This is a genomic window from Leucobacter sp. GX0328, assembly GCF_053567315.1.
Genome location: NZ_JBSGPC010000001.1, coordinates 1,324,437 through 1,339,862 on the forward strand (window position 1 = coordinate 1,324,437; position 15,426 = coordinate 1,339,862).

Annotated in this window: 13 protein-coding genes; 12 read left to right on the plus strand and 1 reads right to left on the minus strand. The window is 70.5% G+C overall.

What is annotated here, in order from left to right:
* Positions 1-86: 86 nt before the first annotated feature.
* From ACUYTF_RS06075 to ACUYTF_RS06085, 3 genes are all read left to right on the plus strand, one after another.
* A complete protein-coding gene (locus ACUYTF_RS06075; protein WP_434141962.1) occupies positions 87-1,043 on the plus strand; it encodes an aldo/keto reductase in 957 nt (318 codons plus the stop codon).
* 165 nt (positions 1,044-1,208) lie between these two features.
* The gene (locus ACUYTF_RS06080) at positions 1,209-2,045 is read left to right on the plus strand and encodes a glycerophosphodiester phosphodiesterase family protein (protein ID WP_434141961.1); all 837 of its coding nucleotides are present in this window, start codon (positions 1,209-1,211) and stop codon (positions 2,043-2,045) included.
* Between the two features lie 71 nt (positions 2,046-2,116).
* The gene (locus ACUYTF_RS06085; protein WP_434141959.1) at positions 2,117-3,259 is read left to right on the plus strand and encodes an alpha/beta hydrolase fold domain-containing protein; all 1,143 of its coding nucleotides are present in this window, start codon (positions 2,117-2,119) and stop codon (positions 3,257-3,259) included.
* A gap of 10 nt (positions 3,260-3,269) precedes the next feature.
* Here ACUYTF_RS06085 and ACUYTF_RS06090 read toward each other — a convergent pair whose 3' ends face one another.
* Positions 3,270-4,457: an ROK family protein gene (locus tag ACUYTF_RS06090; RefSeq protein WP_434141958.1), complete on the minus strand. Its 1,188-nt coding sequence runs from the start codon at positions 4,455-4,457 to the stop codon at positions 3,270-3,272.
* Between the two features lie 94 nt (positions 4,458-4,551).
* Between ACUYTF_RS06090 and ACUYTF_RS06095 the strand changes: the two genes are divergently transcribed.
* The 9 genes from ACUYTF_RS06095 to ACUYTF_RS06135 all read left to right on the plus strand — a co-directional run bounded on the left by ACUYTF_RS06095 (position 4,552) and on the right by ACUYTF_RS06135 (position 15,423).
* On the plus strand, positions 4,552-5,652 hold the full coding sequence (locus tag ACUYTF_RS06095; RefSeq protein ID WP_449279490.1) for a Gfo/Idh/MocA family protein: 1,101 nt from the start codon (positions 4,552-4,554) through the stop codon (positions 5,650-5,652).
* Positions 5,649-7,241 carry an ATP-binding cassette domain-containing protein gene (locus ACUYTF_RS06100; RefSeq protein ID WP_434141955.1) on the plus strand — a complete coding sequence of 531 codons (1,593 nt, stop codon included), beginning with the start codon at positions 5,649-5,651 and terminating at the stop codon, positions 7,239-7,241. The genes ACUYTF_RS06095 and ACUYTF_RS06100 overlap by 4 nt, the downstream gene beginning before the upstream one ends.
* Entirely contained in the window at positions 7,238-8,296 is a 1,059-nt protein-coding gene (locus ACUYTF_RS06105; RefSeq protein ID WP_434141954.1) for an ABC transporter permease subunit, read from the plus strand. The genes ACUYTF_RS06100 and ACUYTF_RS06105 overlap by 4 nt, the downstream gene beginning before the upstream one ends.
* Positions 8,293-9,414: an ABC transporter permease subunit gene (locus tag ACUYTF_RS06110; protein WP_434141953.1), complete on the plus strand. Its 1,122-nt coding sequence runs from the start codon at positions 8,293-8,295 to the stop codon at positions 9,412-9,414. The genes ACUYTF_RS06105 and ACUYTF_RS06110 overlap by 4 nt, the downstream gene beginning before the upstream one ends.
* Positions 9,411-10,622 (plus strand): substrate-binding domain-containing protein, encoded by a 1,212-nt coding sequence (locus tag ACUYTF_RS06115; RefSeq protein WP_434141952.1) that lies wholly within the window; start codon positions 9,411-9,413, stop codon positions 10,620-10,622. The genes ACUYTF_RS06110 and ACUYTF_RS06115 overlap by 4 nt, the downstream gene beginning before the upstream one ends.
* A 92-nt stretch (positions 10,623-10,714) precedes the next feature.
* Positions 10,715-11,581 (plus strand): TIM barrel protein, encoded by an 867-nt coding sequence (locus ACUYTF_RS06120; RefSeq protein WP_434141951.1) that lies wholly within the window; start codon positions 10,715-10,717, stop codon positions 11,579-11,581.
* Positions 11,578-12,594 (plus strand): TIM barrel protein, encoded by a 1,017-nt coding sequence (locus ACUYTF_RS06125; protein ID WP_434141950.1) that lies wholly within the window; start codon positions 11,578-11,580, stop codon positions 12,592-12,594. The genes ACUYTF_RS06120 and ACUYTF_RS06125 overlap by 4 nt, the downstream gene beginning before the upstream one ends.
* A 151-nt stretch (positions 12,595-12,745) precedes the next feature.
* Entirely contained in the window at positions 12,746-14,983 is a 2,238-nt protein-coding gene (locus tag ACUYTF_RS06130) for an MMPL family transporter (protein WP_434141949.1), read from the plus strand.
* Positions 14,980-15,423 (plus strand): pyrimidine dimer DNA glycosylase/endonuclease V, encoded by a 444-nt coding sequence (locus tag ACUYTF_RS06135; RefSeq protein ID WP_434141948.1) that lies wholly within the window; start codon positions 14,980-14,982, stop codon positions 15,421-15,423. The genes ACUYTF_RS06130 and ACUYTF_RS06135 overlap by 4 nt, the downstream gene beginning before the upstream one ends.
* The last annotated feature ends 3 nt before the right edge of the window (positions 15,424-15,426 follow it).

Sequence of the window (15,426 nt, forward strand, 5' to 3'; positions counted from 1 at the left end):
AGTCATGGGTGCGGGACGATGGGAATCCCGTGAAACATTCGGACGGATCGCTGCCACGGGCGGCCGGAATTGCTAGCGTCGGAGGCATGACCATCGCGCGCACCACCATCGGCTCATCGGAACTCGAAATCGCACCTCTGGCCCTCGGCGGCAACGTGTTCGGCTGGACCGCCGATCGCGATGCCTCGTTCGCGGTGCTCGACGCGTTCCTCGAAGGCGGCGGCGACTTCGTCGACACGGCCGACGGGTACTCGCACTGGGTGCCGGGCAACCAGGGCGGCGAATCCGAGACGATCATCGGCGAATGGTTCGCGCAGCGCGGCCGGCGCAACGATGTCGTACTCGCCACGAAGGTCTCGACCCACCCCGAGTTCTCGGGCCTCGCGGGCGACAACGTGCGCCGTGCGGCCGACGCCTCGCTGTCGCGGCTCGGCACCGACCGCATCGACCTCTACTACGCCCATTTCGACGACCCCGAGACGCCGCTCGAAGAGACCATCGCGGCGTTCTCGGAGCTCGTCGACGCGGGCAAGGTGCGCGCGATCGGCGTCTCGAACTACACCGCCGAGCGGCTCGAGGAGTGGATGCGCATCTCGCGCGAGGGCGGCTACCACCTGCCCGTCGCGCTGCAGCCGCACTACAACCTCGTCGAGCGGAAGTTCGAGACGAACGGGCTGCAGGCCGCGGCCGAGGCCGCCGGGCTCTCGGTGTTCACCTACTTCTCGCTCGCGAAGGGCTTCCTCGCCGGCAAATACCGCGACGCGGCCGATGCGAGCGGCGCAGGGGCGAGTCCGCGCGCGAGCGAGGCGGCGCACTACCTCGACGACCGCGGCCGCGCGGTGCTCGCGGAGCTCGACAGCATCTCGGCGGCGCACGGCGTCGCCCCCGCGACGGTCTCGCTCGCGTGGCTGCGCGCGCAGCCCACGGTCGCGGCGCCCATCGCGAGCGCGCGGAACCTCGAGCAGCTGCCGGCGCTGCTCGCCGCGCTCGAGCTCGAGCTGACGGCCGAGGAGGTCGCGCGGCTCACAGTCGCCGGCGCGTAGGTGCACAGGGAGGTGATCCCTGGCGAAAAAATTATCACAGAACGGTAACGATCTTCGCTATGCTGTGGGGCACCGGAGCGCTCGACGGGCCGCGCGGCATTCGTGCCGACCCCCGCTCGCAGCGGCCCGGGATTCCGGCGCGGTGCAGCGAGGGGAGGTCGAGCGATGCCGTTCCAAATGCTCGTCATCGCGGTGTTCATCGCCGTGTTCGGGGCGAATCCGTACGCGGCGGCCGTGAGCCCGCTCGCGCTGCCCGGGGCCCTGCAGAGCAGCGAGGGCATCGGCATCATCGCCCACCGCGGCGCCGCAGCCGTCGCTCCTGAGAACACGCTCGCTGCGGCGCGCGCCGGCATCGCACAGGGCGTCGAATTTCTCGAAGTCGACGCGCAGCTCACCGCCGACGGCGTGCCGGTGCTCATGCACGACCCGACCGTCGAGCGCACCACCAACGGCTGGGGGCCGATCGCGCAGCTCACGCTCGCCGAGGTGAAGACGCTCGATGCGGGCGGCTGGTTCAGCGCCGAGTTCGCGGGCGAGCCGGTGCCCACGCTCGAGGAGTTCGCGGCCGAGATCGACGGTACGCCGGCGCGGGCGCTCGTCGAACTGAAGGGGGAGTGGCGCCTCGAGCAGGTGCAGGCCGCGCTTGATCTGCTGCGGGCGCGAGGCATGGTGAACCGCGTCGCGCTGCAGTCGTTCGACCTCGGCATGCTCGAGGTGCTGCGCGAGGAGGCGCCCGAGTTCGCGCTCGTCATGCTGACCCGCGAGTGGACCCCGACGATCGTGGAGCGCGCTGCGCAGCTGCAGGTGTCGGCGATCGGCGCACGAACGAAGCTGCTCTACGCCCGCCCGGCCCTCATGGACCGTGCGCAGGGCTTCGGCATCGGCACGCTCGCCTACACGCTCAACTCCGAGAAACGATGGGCTGCGGCGAACGATCGCGGTGTCGACTTCGTGGTCACCGACGACCCGGTCGGGCTCGCGGACTGGCGGGGCCGGGCATGATGCGCAGGTGCGGCGGCTTCTCGAGGCGACGCGCCAGCGGTGCCGCGGCGCGGCTGACGTAGACTGTGCCCGTGCAGCAGCGGTGGGCGGGGCGACAGGGATCGGCGACGATCTTCGGGCTGCTCGTTTCGGCCCTGGTCGTCATCGCCGTGCTCATCGCGGCGGCGCTTGCGGGCCCCGGACGGCCGGGCCGCGGCGAGACCGCCGGCGGGCCTGGCGGCGGGTCGAGCGACGGGCGGGGCGGCGAGGCCGCCGGCATCCGCGCCGATATCCGTGCGGCGAGCGTCGAGGTGCGCGAGTTCGAGGTGCCCGGGCCCGCCGCTGGCGCCGACGGCGATACGCACGTCGTGACCGCTGCCGACGGCGTGAACCGCGTCGGCTCCGACGCGGTGACGGTGCGGTCGTACGTGCCGAGCGGAGCGCCGTGGGCGACGCTCGTGTGGGCGCACGGCGGATCGTTCGTGCACGGCGGGCTCGACTGGCCGGAGGCCGACTGGGTCGCGCTGCGCTTCGCCGAGGCCGGCGTGCGGGTCTACTCGGTCGACTACGCGCTCGCGAGCGACACGGTGAAGGCGCCCGCGCCTGTGAACGATCTCGGCGCCGTGGTCGAGTGGGTCGCCGCGAATAGCGAAGGGCCGCTCGTGGTCGGCGGCGCGAGCGCCGGGGCGCACCTCGCGGTGCTCGCAGCGCTCGGGCAGGCCGATCGCGCCGCGGCATCGAGTGCCGCGACGTCGCTGCCGGGTGCCGCAGTGCGGGCGGCGGATGCCCTGGTGCTCGAGTACCCGACCCTGCACCGGGTGCAGCGGGAGGATGCATCGATCGCCGATGCGGTGGCCGAGCTGCCCGAGCAGCGCCGCTTCCGCCCCGCCCGCATCGCCGACATGTACGGCTTCTATCTGGGCGAGCCGGGCGCGGATGGCCCGGCAGATGCGGCGGATGCGACCGGCGAGCTGATCGCGGGCGAGCTCGAGTCGAGCCGCCTCGCCCTGCTTCCCCCGACGGTGATCGTGAACGCCGATGCCGACGAACTGCGCGCCTCGGCCGAGCAGTTCGCGGAGCAACTGCGCGGGGCGACCGTTCCGGTCATCGAGAGCGTGCAGGCGGGCACCGTGCACGGCTACATGAATCGGCCTGAAGCGTCGGCGCAGGCGGAGGCCGATGCTCGCGAGACCATCGCGCGCTTCGTGGAGGAGCTGCGGCGCATCCTGGGCTGAGCGGCGGCCGTCAGGCGTCGAGCGCTGCGGCGATGCGTTCGGGCGACAGCGCGGCGTCGATGGCGAGCTGCGCGGCGCCGAAGAGCGCCGCATTGCCGGCCGCGCGCGACGGCGCGATCGTGAGCTGCTCGGTCGACAGCGGGATCGACCGGGCGTAGACGACCTCGCGCACCCCGGCGAGCAGGTGCTCGGCCGCCTGCGCCATGGCACCGCCGATGACGATCGTCGACGGGTTCATGAGGCTGACGCAGGCGGTGAGTACCTCGCCGACGTCGCGGCCGGCCTGGCGGATCGCCTGGACCGCCGAGACATCGCCGGCCTTGGCGAGCGCGACGACGTCGCTCGGCCGCGCGAGCGGAGCCTCGGGTGTGCTGAGCGCTCGGGCCAGTGCGCGACCCGAGGCGACGGCCTCGAGGCAGCCGCGGTTGCCGCAGGGGCAGGGGGTCTCGGCTGCGCGGGCGAGTGCGACATGGCCGATGTCTCCCGCGGCTCCGTTGGCGCCGCGCCGCAGCGAGCCGCCCGAGATGACGCCCGCGCCGATGCCGCTCGCGACCTTGACGAAGATGAGATCGGAGACCTCGGGCCAGGCGGTGCTCTGCTCGCCGAGCGCCATGATGTTCACGTCGTTGTCGACGAGCACGGGGGCATCGAACTCGGTACGCACCGCGGCCGGAATGTCGAAGCGGTCCCAGCCCGGCATGATGGGCGGGTTGATGGGGCGCCCGGTCGAGAATTCGACGGGGCCGGGCACGCCGATGCCGATGCCGGCGACCTGTTGCGTCGTGTAGCCGAGCGCCGGGAGCAGATCGGCGGCGGTGCGCAGAATCCAGGCGATGGCCGCATCGGGGCCGTCGGCGATGTCGCGCTGCGCCGACGTCTCGGCGAGCAGCTCGCCGCCGAGATCGGTGATCGCGATGCGGGCGTGCAGCGCTCCGAGGTCGGCCGCGATGACGACTGACGCCCGGGGATTGAAGGCGACCTGCGACGAGGGCCTGCCGCCCGTCGACGCCGCGTCTTCGACGGGGGCGATGAGCCCGAGCTCGAGCAACTGGTCGATGCGCTGGCTGATCGTGGGTCGGGAGAGGCCGGTGAGGTGCGCGAGGTTCGCCCGGGTGACCGGTCTGCCGTCGCGCAGCAACTGCAGCAGGCCGCCCGCCGTCGAGAGCGAGGCGCCGTTCTGGGCTGAGGGCTGAAGCACCCTTTCAGTTAAGCACAGATGAAAGTTGGTAACAGTTTGATCACTTATGAAGAAGACTTGACAAAAGTGGTTGCGATGCCAGCACAATGGGGGCATGCCCAGCCAGACAGAGCTGTCACGACCCGACCGACGCATCGGCATGATCGGCGCGGGGTTCATGGCGCGCACCCACTCGATCGCCGCGCGCCTCGCTGGTGCGCGGCTCGACGCGATCGCGGCCTCGACCGATGCGAGCGCGACGCGGGCCGCGACCGAGTACGGCTACGAGCGGGCGCTCGCCGCAGACGAGCTGATCGCGGCGAGGCTGCCCCTCGTCCACGTGTGCACGCCGAACCCGAGCCATGTCTCGTACGCACGCGCCGCGATCCGCGCGGGCGCCCACGTGATCTGCGAGAAGCCTCTCGCGACGAACGCGGCCGACGCGCTGGCGCTCGCCGCAGAGGCCGATGAAGCGGGGCGGCCGGGCGCCGTACCCTTCGTCTATCGCTACCACCCGATGGTACGCGAAGCGCGGGCCCGCATCGCCGCGGGCGAAGCCGGCGCCGTGCTCACGGTGTCGGGGCGCTATCTGCAGGATTGGATGCTCGCGGCGGAGGACGACAACTGGCGCGTCGGCGTTGACACCGGCGGGCCTTCACGGGCCTTCGCAGATATCGGCTCCCACCTCGTCGATCTCGTCGAATTCGTGAGCGGCGACCGCATTTCCAGGCTCGTCGCAACGACGCGCACGGTGCATCCCGAGCGCGGGGGCCACACGGTGCAGACCGAGGATTCGGTGGCGCTCGCAGTCGAGCTCGCGGGAGGCGGAATCGGTACGCTGCTCGTGTCGCAGGTCGCCCCGGGACGCAAGAACGGGCTCGTGCTCGAGATCTCGGGCGCGCGCGAGACTCTCTGCTTCGAGCAGGAGGACCCGGAGCGGCTCTGGGTCGGTCGCCGCGGCCACTCATTGCTTCTGCGTCGCGACACCGACACCCTCGCCCCCGACGCCGCGCGCCTGTCGAAGGTGCCGAGCGGTCATGCGCAGGGCTATCAGGATGCGTTCAACTCGTTCGTCGATGACGCCTATGCCGTCGTGCGAGGCGAGCACCGCGAGGGCCTGCCCACCTTCGCCGACGGCGCGCGCGCCGCGGTCATCACCGACGCCGTGCTCGCCTCGGCGGCGAGCGGCTCCTGGGTGGAGGTGAGCGGAGCATGACGCCGACAGCCGCGCAGACGCGGGTCCCCGTGCAGGCCGGGTCCGCTCCGGTGCTCTCTGTGACCGATGCCCGCAAACAGTTCTACGGCGTCGAGGTGTTGCACGGCGTCTCGATCGACCTCGTACCCGGCTCGGTGCACGGCCTCGTCGGCGAGAACGGCGCCGGCAAGTCGACGCTGATGAAGATCATCGCGGGCGTGCACCGGCGCGACGGCGGGGAGGTCAGACTGCGCGGCGAAGTCGTCGACTTCGGTCACCCTGTCGAGGCGGCCGCGGCGGGCGTCGCCACGGTGTTCCAGGAGTTCAACCTGCTCGCCGACCGCACGGTCGCCCAGAACGTGTTCCTCGGCCGCGAGCCGCGCCGGTTCGGTCTCGTCGACGTCGCGGCGATGCATCGCGCGACCGCCGAACTGCTCGACGACCTCGGCATCGCGGGCATCGCGCCCGACGCCCGGGTCGGCAGCCTGACGGTCGCCGAGCAGCAGATCGTCGAGATTGTGAAGGCCCTCTCGGTCGACGCCGCCGTCATCTCGATGGACGAGCCGACCGCCGCCCTCGCCGACCACGAGGTAGCGATCCTCTATCGCGTGATCCGCCGCCTGCGCGATCGCGGAGTCGCCATTCTCTACGTCTCGCACCGGTTGAAAGAGATCTTCGATCTCTGCGACACCATCACCGTCATGAAGGACGGCGCGCTCGTCTCATGCGATCCCGCTTCGGATCTTGACCAGCCGACGCTCGTACGGCGCATGGTCGGCCGCCCCATCAGCGCATTCTTCCCCGACCCCGTGCCCGGCACCGAGATCGGTGCCCCGGTCGTCGAGGTGCGCGGCGGCGGCAACACGCAGCTCGACGGCATCGATCTCGAGCTGCGCGCCGGTGAGGTGGTGGGGCTGTCGGGTCTCCAGGGGTCGGGCCGCACCGAGCTCGCCCATGCCGTCTTCGGTGCCGCGCCCTTCACCCGCGGTGAACTGCAGATCGACGGCGAGCGCGCACGCATCGCCGCACCGCGCCAGGCCGTGGGCCGAGGCATCGCTCTCGTCACGGAGGATCGCAAAGGCACCGGCCTCGCGCTGGGCCAGTCGATCCTCGACAACGCGCTGCTCGCGATCCGCAGCGTCTTCCCGGGGCGCACCCGGGCGAAGCGCGCGGAGATCCCTGGAGTGTTCTCATCGCTCGAACTGGTGAGCCAGGGTCTGAAGCAGGAGGTGCAGGCGCTCTCGGGCGGCAACCAGCAGAAGGTCGTGCTCGCGAAGTGGCTCGCGACCGCGCCGCGCGTGGTGCTGCTCGACGAGCCGACGCGCGGCATCGACGTCGGTGCGAAGGTCGCCGTCTACCAGCTCATCCGCGAGCTCGCGAAGTCGGGTGTCGCTATCCTGCTCGTCTCGAGCGAGCTCCCCGAGGTGATCGGCATGGCCGACCGCATTCTCGTGATGCGCGACGGCCGCATCGCGGGCGAGTTGCCCGCCGCGCCCACGGAGGAGCGCGTGCTGGCCCTCGCCACGGGCGCAGAAGCTGCAGAAGCAGCACCCCCGGGTGCACAGCCCGTGACCGACCGGCCTACGACCGACGAGGGAGGCGAACGATGAACCGCATCGGTGCGCGACTGCGGGGCCTCGATACGACGGTGATCGTCTACATCGCCCTGATCGCGGTGCTCGCCTTGAGCGCCGTGCTCGTCGCGACCGCCGGGCGCAACCTCTTCAGCCCCGGCAGCATCCGCGACATCCTCACCGGAATGAGCGTGCTCGGCTTCGTCGCGATCGGGCAGACGCTCGTGATCCTCGGCGGGTCGCTCGACCTCTCGGTGCCCTACGTCGTGAGTCTCTCGAGCCTCATCGCCGCCCAGACCATGCACGGCAGCACCGCCATGATCGTGCCCGCCGTGGCGCTGGCGCTCGGCGTCTCGGCCGTGATCGGCCTCGCGAGCGGGCTCATCGTCACCTATCTCAGGGTGCACGGCTTCGTCGCGACGCTCGGCATCGGCCTCATCCTCAAGGGCTACCTCGACACGAACTACAAGGGCACAGAGGGCGAGGTGCCGTGGGCGTTCCAGCTCTTCGGCGCCACGGGCGTCGGCCCCGTGCCCGTCTCGACGATCGTGATGCTCGCGCTCGCCGCCGTCGTGGCCTTCCTGCTCGCCCGCAGCGGCTTCGGCCACCACCTCTTCGCGGTCGGCGGCAACAGCGAGGTCGCGAGGCTCTCGGGCGTGCGCACCCAGGCGCCGCTCATCTGGGCGCACGTCATCTGCTCGGTCTTCGCAGGGATCGCGGGCCTGCTGCTCGCCAGCCGTCTCGGCACCGGCAGCCCGACCGTCGGCGTGCAGGGCGGCTACGACTTGCTGTCGATCGCGGCGGTCGTGCTCGGCGGCACCCTGCTCTCGGGCGGGCGCGGTTCGATCTGGGGCACGGTCGGCGGCGTTGCGATCTTCGCGGTGCTCGACAACCTCATGAGCGTGCTGCAGGTGAACCCGTTCCTGAAAGATGTGGTGCGCGGCGCCGTCATCGTCATCGCGGTCGCTGTGTACTCGCGCCGCCGCGTCGTCGCCAGGCGCGAGCGCTTCACGAGATCGGGCGGCATCGCGCCGGTGCCCCAATCGGCGTTGGTCTCCGAGACCGCCGAGGCCGAGGGAGGTGCGCGATGAACGCACGCGCCTTCGCCCGCACGCTCGTGAGCCCCAAGGGCGCCGTCTTCCTGCTGCTCATCGTGCTGCTCATCGCCGTCACGGCGCTGAACCCGTCGTTCGCCGAACCCGGGCAGTTGCTGCGCTACATCCAGCGCGTCGCCCCCATCGCCATCGTCGCGATCGGGCAGTACTTCGTCATCGTGAGCGGCGAGTTCGACCTGTCGCAGGGCTCGCTCGTCACGACGCAGGTCGTACTCGCCGGCACCCTCATCGGACAGGACGACGCGAAGTCGCTGCCGGTACTGCTGCTGCTCGTCGTGCTCGGTGTGCTCGTCGGCATCGTCAACGGTCTCGTCACCACGCTGCTCAAGGTACCGTCGTTCATCGTCACCCTCGGCATGATGCTCGTGCTCTACGGCGGCGTCATGTGGTGGACGGGCGGGGCCGCGACCGGCAACCCGGCCGACTCGTTCCGCCAGATCGGCCGCGGCGGCATCACCGACCTGCCCGTCATCGGCATGCTGCCGTGGGCCGTCATCGTGCTCGTCGCGGCCATGGCCATCGCCGCCCGGCTCTCGCGCCGCCCCTTCGGCCGCACTCTCATCGCGATCGGCGATAATCCGGCGGCGGGCGAATTCGCCGGAGCCTCGGTCTGGCTGACGAAGACGTGGGCGTTCGTGCTCTCGTCGCTCTCGTCGACCGTAGCGGGCGTGCTGCTCGTCGGCTACGCGGGCGTGCACCCTTCGGTCGGCCGCGGCTACGAGTTCATCGCGATCACCGCGGTCGTGCTCGGCGGCGTCGTGCTCGGCGGCGGCCGAGGCTCGGTCTGGGGAGCCCTCGCCGGCGCCTTCGCCCTCGAGACGCTCTTCACACTGCTGAACTTCACCTCCGTGCCCTCGACGCTGCGCGACGCCATCCAGGGCGCCATCATCATCGCGGCCGTCGCCTACTCCGGCGCGGCCTTCGCCTCGCGAAAGCGCGGGCGGGCGACGATCCCTGCGGAACAGACCCCTGCAGGGCACGACCCACAGACTCCCGGGGCTTCCGGGCCAGAACCGACGGTGGCAACCCCGTCGACCGATCCCGTCGGCAGCGGTGCCGAGCCGGGTCCGAACATGAAGGAGAACCGATCATGAAACGATCGCTGAGCATCACGGCGTGCCTCGTCGGTGCGGCATCGCTGATCCTGCTGACGGGGTGCACCACCGATCCCTCGGTGGAGAGCGCCGACGACAGCACCGCGAGCAGCGAGGAGGCGTCGACCGACTGGTTCGATCAGGCGCTCTTCGACAAGCAGTACGAGGAGCGGACGGTCGAACCTGAGGGCCCCGCTGACAAGCCGTATCTGCAGACCATCAACGCCGATGCGATGACCGACACGGCCGAGTACGCGTCGGAAGGGGCAAAGAAGCTCTGCTTCGCCAATGCCTCGATCTCGAACCCGTGGCGCCAGACCGGCTGGATCACGATGAACGAACAGCTGAAGGTGCTGCAGGAGTCCGGCGCGTTCTCGTCGATGGAGACCCGCGACGCGAAGGATAGCGACGACACTCAGATCGCCGACATCGACTACTTCATCTCCGAGGGCAACTGCGACGGCTTCATCATCTCGCCGAACTCCACCGCCGCAATGACGCCCGCCGTCGAGCGAGCCTGCGAGACCGGCAAGCCCGTCGTCGTCTTCGATCGCGGCGTCGAGACCGACTGCGCTGTCACGTTCATCCACCCGATCGGCGGGTTCGCCTGGGGCATCGACACATCCGAGTTCCTCGTCGACAACCTGAAGGAGGGCGACAAGGTCGTGGCCCTGCGCATTCTCCCCGGCGTCGACGTGCTTGAGCAGCGTTGGGCTGCTGCTGAGAAGATCTTCGACGAGAACGGCATCGAAGCGGTCGACTACTTCACCGGTGCCGACCCCGCGGAGATCAAGAAGATCATCTCGGACGAACTCGCCAAGGGCGACGTGCAGGGCATTTGGATGGACGCTGGCGACGGCGCCGTCGCAGCCATCGAGGCCTTCGAGGACGCCGGCAAGGACTACCCCGTCATGACGGGTGAGGACGAGATGAGCTTCTTGCGCAAGTGGGATGAGACCGGCCTCACCGGCCTCGCCCCTGTCTACTCGAATTTCCAGTGGCGCACGCCGCTGCTCGCGATGCAGAAGATCTTCGCCGGCGAGGCCGTGCCGACGGAATGGGTGCTGCCGCAGAGCCCCATCACGGCCGAGGAGCTGCCCGAGTACCTGAAGGCGAACGAGGGCATGCCCGACGGGCACTACGCCAAGTTCGGCGGCGAGGACCTGCCCGGGTATCCGACCGTCTGGCAAGAGCGCGTGATCCCGTAGACAGGCGTAGGGGCCCGGTCCCCGGACCGGACGACGGGCCCCGTTCCCTGAGCGTGTCGAAGGGAACGGCGCCACCAGCGGAAGGGACGACCATGCAGCGAGAGCTGGGGGTGAACACCTGGGTGTGGGTGTCACCGCTCGATGACGACCGGCTGTTCGATATCGCGCAGACGGCGCGGTCGATCGGCTACACCCTGCTCGAATTGCCCGTCGAGAGCCCGGGTGGCTGGTCGCCCGGGCTCGCCGCCGAACGGCTCGCGGGCCTCGGCATGGGAGCTCGCATCGTCGGCGCCATGGGCGAGGGGCGCGATCTGCTCGTGGATGAACTGCGCGAGGCGACGCAGGCGTATCTGCGCCATTGCGTCGATGTCGCGGTCGCCGTCGGGTCGCCGACGGTCGCAGGTCCCTTCTCGGCCCGCACCGGTCGCGTCTGGCGCATGGACGCGGAGGCGCGCGCCTCGGCGATCGGTGCGCTGCGGGCAGCGTTGGCCCCGGTCGCGGAGTACGCCGCCGAGCGCGGCGTGACCCTCGCCATCGAACCGCTCAACCGCTACGAGACCAGCCTCATGAACACCGTCGAGCAGGCGCTCGACGCGCTTGAGCCGCTGCTCGGCCGCGGCGTCGGCATCGCGCTCGACAGCTACCACCTGAACATCGAGGAGCGCGTGCCCGCCGACGCCGTGCGGCTCGCGGGCGAGCACACCGCCGTCGTGCAGGTGTGCGGCAGCGACCGTGGTCCCGCAGGGCCCGATCACACCGACTGGCCCGCCTTCCTCGATGCGCTCGACGAGGTCGGCTACACGGGCCCCTTGACGCTCGAGAGCTTCACCGGCGATAACGACACCATCGCCACCGCGGCCTCGATCTGGCGCCCGCTCGCCCGGACGCAGACCGAGCTCGCCCGCATCACCTACGATTTCCTCACCGACCTGCAGCAGCGAAGGAGCAGCCGACCATGACGCACGAGGCCTCCCACCCCGTCACACTCTTCACCGGCCAGTGGGCCGACATGCCCTTCGAGGAGGTTGCGCGCCACGCTTCTGAGTGGGGCTACGACGGTCTCGAGATCGCAGCCTCGGGCGACCATCTCGACCTCGCGCGCGCCGATGAAGACGACGCCTACCTGCGCTCCCGCCTCGATATTCTCGACCGCTACGGGCTCAAGGTCTGGGCGATCTCGAACCACCTCGCGGGCCAGGCCGTGTGCGATGACCCCATCGACTTCCGCCACCAGGCTATTCTGCGCGACTACGTCTGGGGCGACGGCGACGCCGAGGGGGTGCGCCAGCGCGCCTCGGAGGACATGCAGCGCGCTGCGCGCGTCGCCCGGAAGCTCGGCGCCGACGTCGTCACCGGGTTCACCGGATCGAAGATCTGGCCCTACGTCGCGATGTTCCCGCCCGTACCGCAATCCGTCATCGACGACGGGTATGAGGATTTCGCGCGGCGCTGGAACCCGATCCTCGATGCGTTCGATGCCGAGGGCGTGCGTTACGCCCACGAGGTGCACCCCTCCGAGATCGCGTACGACTACTGGACGACGGTGCGCGCGATCGAGGCGATCGACCATCGGCACGCCTTCGGGCTGAACTGGGACCCGAGCCACCTCGTATGGCAGGGCATCGACCCGATCGGCTTCATCGTCGACTTCGCCGATCGCATCTGCCACGTCGACTGCAAGGACACCCGGCTGCGGCCGGCGACCGGGCGCGCCGGCGTGCTCGGTTCGCACCTGCCGTGGGGCGACCCGCGCCGCGGCTGGGACTTCGTGTCGACCGGGCACGGAGACACGCACTGGGAAGACGGCTTCCGCGCCTTGAACTCGATCGGCTACACGGGCCCCATCTCGATCGAATGGGAAGACGCCGGCATGGACCGGCTGCATGGCGCCGCCGAGGCGGTCGGTCGCATCAGGTCGCTCCTGTGGAAGCAGCCGGAGGCCGCATTCGATTCGGCGTTCTCGAACCAGTAGCCGAACACGTATGGGGTCGTCTGGGGCTGATCCGCCGATCCGCGCAACTGTCGCACGGAACGCCGCGATCCGCAAGCGGTTTCGCGACCGCCTTCCTGCAGGTAGTATTTAGCTAGCTTAGCTAGCTAAATACTATTTCGGGAGTGCAACCATGGCCAGGGATCACGCGACCACCCAGCGCAGACCGGGCGTTCGCCTGTTGCGCATACTCCTGCCCGCCCTGCTGATCGTGCTCTGGGTCGTGGGCGCCGGCCTCGGCGGCCCGCTCTTCGGCAAAGTCGACGAGGTGTCGTCGAACGACCAGACCTCCTACCTCCCTGAATCCTCCGCGGCCACGGAGGTGCAGCGGGCACTGCCCGATTTCCTCGGCGACGACGAGATTCCCGCCGTCGTCGTGTTCTCGTCCGAGAGCCCGCTCGACGACGCCGCGCTCGCGCAGCTCGGCGATGCGCTGAACGATGCCGAACGCGTGCCCGGCATGGTGTCGGGCGCCTCGCCCGTCATCCCGTCGGAGGACGGGCTCGCGGCCCAGGCCTTCGTGCCCATCGACGCCGATGCCGATCTCTCGGAAGCGGTCCAGCGCCTCGGCACCGAGCTGCGGGACGCCGCCCCGGCCGGCGTCTCCGTGCATGTCACCGGGCCCGCCGGGTTCACCGCCGATCTCGTCGCGGGCTTCGCCGGCATCGACGGCATCCTGCTGCTCGTCGCGCTGCTCGCCGTGCTCGTCATCCTCATCATCGTGTACCGCTCGCTGCTGCTGCCGGTCGTCGTGCTCAGCACGAGCCTCTTCGCCCTGTGCGTCGCCCTGTTCGTCGTCTGGCACCTCGCCGACGCGGGGGTGCTGCTGCTCAGCGGCCAGACCCAGGGCATCCTCTTCATCCTCGTCATCGGCGCCGCCACCGACTACTCGCTGCTGCTCGTCGCGCGCTTCCGAGAGGAGCTGCGGGTGACGCACGATCGCGGCACTGCGATCGTCGCGGCGGTCAAGGGATCCTTCGAGCCGATCGTCGCCTCGGGCGGCACCGTGATCGCCGGCCTCCTCTGCCTGCTGCTCAGCGACCTCAAATCGAACAGTACCCTCGGCCCGGTCGCGTCGATCGGCATCGTGTTCGCCATGCTCTCGGCGCTCACCCTGCTGCCGGCGCTGCTCTTCGCCTTCGGGCGCGCCGCGTACTGGCCCCGCCGGCCGAGATTCGAACCGGACGCGGTGCGTGCCGAGGCGGGCATGCCGAGCGGCGGGGTGTGGCGCCGGCTCGCCGGTGCGGTGCGGCGCAGGCCGCGCCCCATCTGGATCATCACGCTGCTCGTGCTGGTCGTCGGTGCGGCGGGCGTCACTCAGCTCGACGCCCAGGGGGTGCCCCAGTCCGACCTCGTGCTCAGCCCGTCGGAGGCCCGCGACGGCCAGACGATCCTCGGCAAGCACTTCCCGGGCGGCTCGGGCAGCCCCGTATACGTGCTCGCCGATGCCGACGATCTGCAGGGGGCGGCCGACACGATGCTCGCCCGCGACGGCATCGGCTCGGTGTCGGTCGCGAGCGAGGATTCGCCGAGCGGAAGCGCGCCGGTGACGGCCGACGGCATCCAGCCCGCCGGTCCGCCCTCCAGCACCGCAGGCGCGACGGGCACTGCCGGCCCCGAGGCAGGCCCCGAGGCCGGCCCGCCGCCGGCCCCCGAACCGACCGTGCGCGACGGCCGGGTGCTGCTGCAGGGCACGCTCGACGACGCCGCCGATTCGAGCGCCGCCGCCGGGACGGTCACGGCCCTGCGCACCGACCTCGTCGACGCCGGCCTCGCCGACGCGATCGTCGGCGGTGTCACCGCGACCTCCGTCGACACCAATCAGGCGTCGATCCACGACCGGACGCTCATCATTCCGATCGTGCTGCTGGTGATCCTCGTGATCCTCATGCTGCTGCTGCGCTCGGTGCTCGCGCCCGTGCTGCTGATCGTCACCACCGTGCTCTCGTTCGGCACTGCTCTCGGAGTCGCGGCGCTCGTATTCAACGGGGTCGTCGCGTTCCCGGGCGCCGACCCCGCCGTGCCGCTCTACGGCTTCGTCTTCCTCGTCGCGCTCGGCATCGACTACAACATCTTCCTCATGACGCGCGTGCGCGAGGAGTCCCGAGCGCACGGCACGCGCGAGGGCATCGAGCGGGGGCTCGCCATCACCGGCGGCGTGATCACGTCGGCGGGGCTCGTGCTCGCGGCGACCTTCGCGGCGCTCTCGGTGATCCCCATCCTCTTCCTCGTGCAGATCGCGTTCATCGTCGCGTTCGGCGTGCTGCTCGACACCTTCGTCGTGCGCACCCTGCTCGTGCCGGCCCTCGCGACCGACATCGGCAAGGCGATCTGGTGGCCCTCGAAGCTGTGGCGGAGGGGCGAGCCGTGAGAATCTGGTCGCTGCACCCGGCCCACCTCGACCGCATGGGGCTGCTCGCCTGCTGGAGAGAGACCCTGCTCGCGCAGGCCGTGCTGGCGGGCCGCACGCGCGGCTATCGCAACCACCCGCAGCTCGCACGGTTCCGCGAACTCGATGCGCCGCTCGCGGCGGTCGGGGCCTACCTGGGCGCCGTCGCCGACGAGGCGCAGGCGCGCGGCTACCGCTTCGACCGCGACCGCATCCTGCACGACCCGGTCGGGCGGGCGGAGGGCAGCCCGGCGCCAATCCCGGTGACGGTCGGCCAGCTCGACTTCGAGTGGGCGCATCTCGGCCGCAAGCTGCACGAGCGCAGCCCGGAGTACGCGGCCCGGTGGGACGATGCGGAGCCGAGCCCGCACCCGCTCTTCACCGCCGTTCCGGGCGGGGTTGAAGCCTGGGAGCGGCCGTGATGC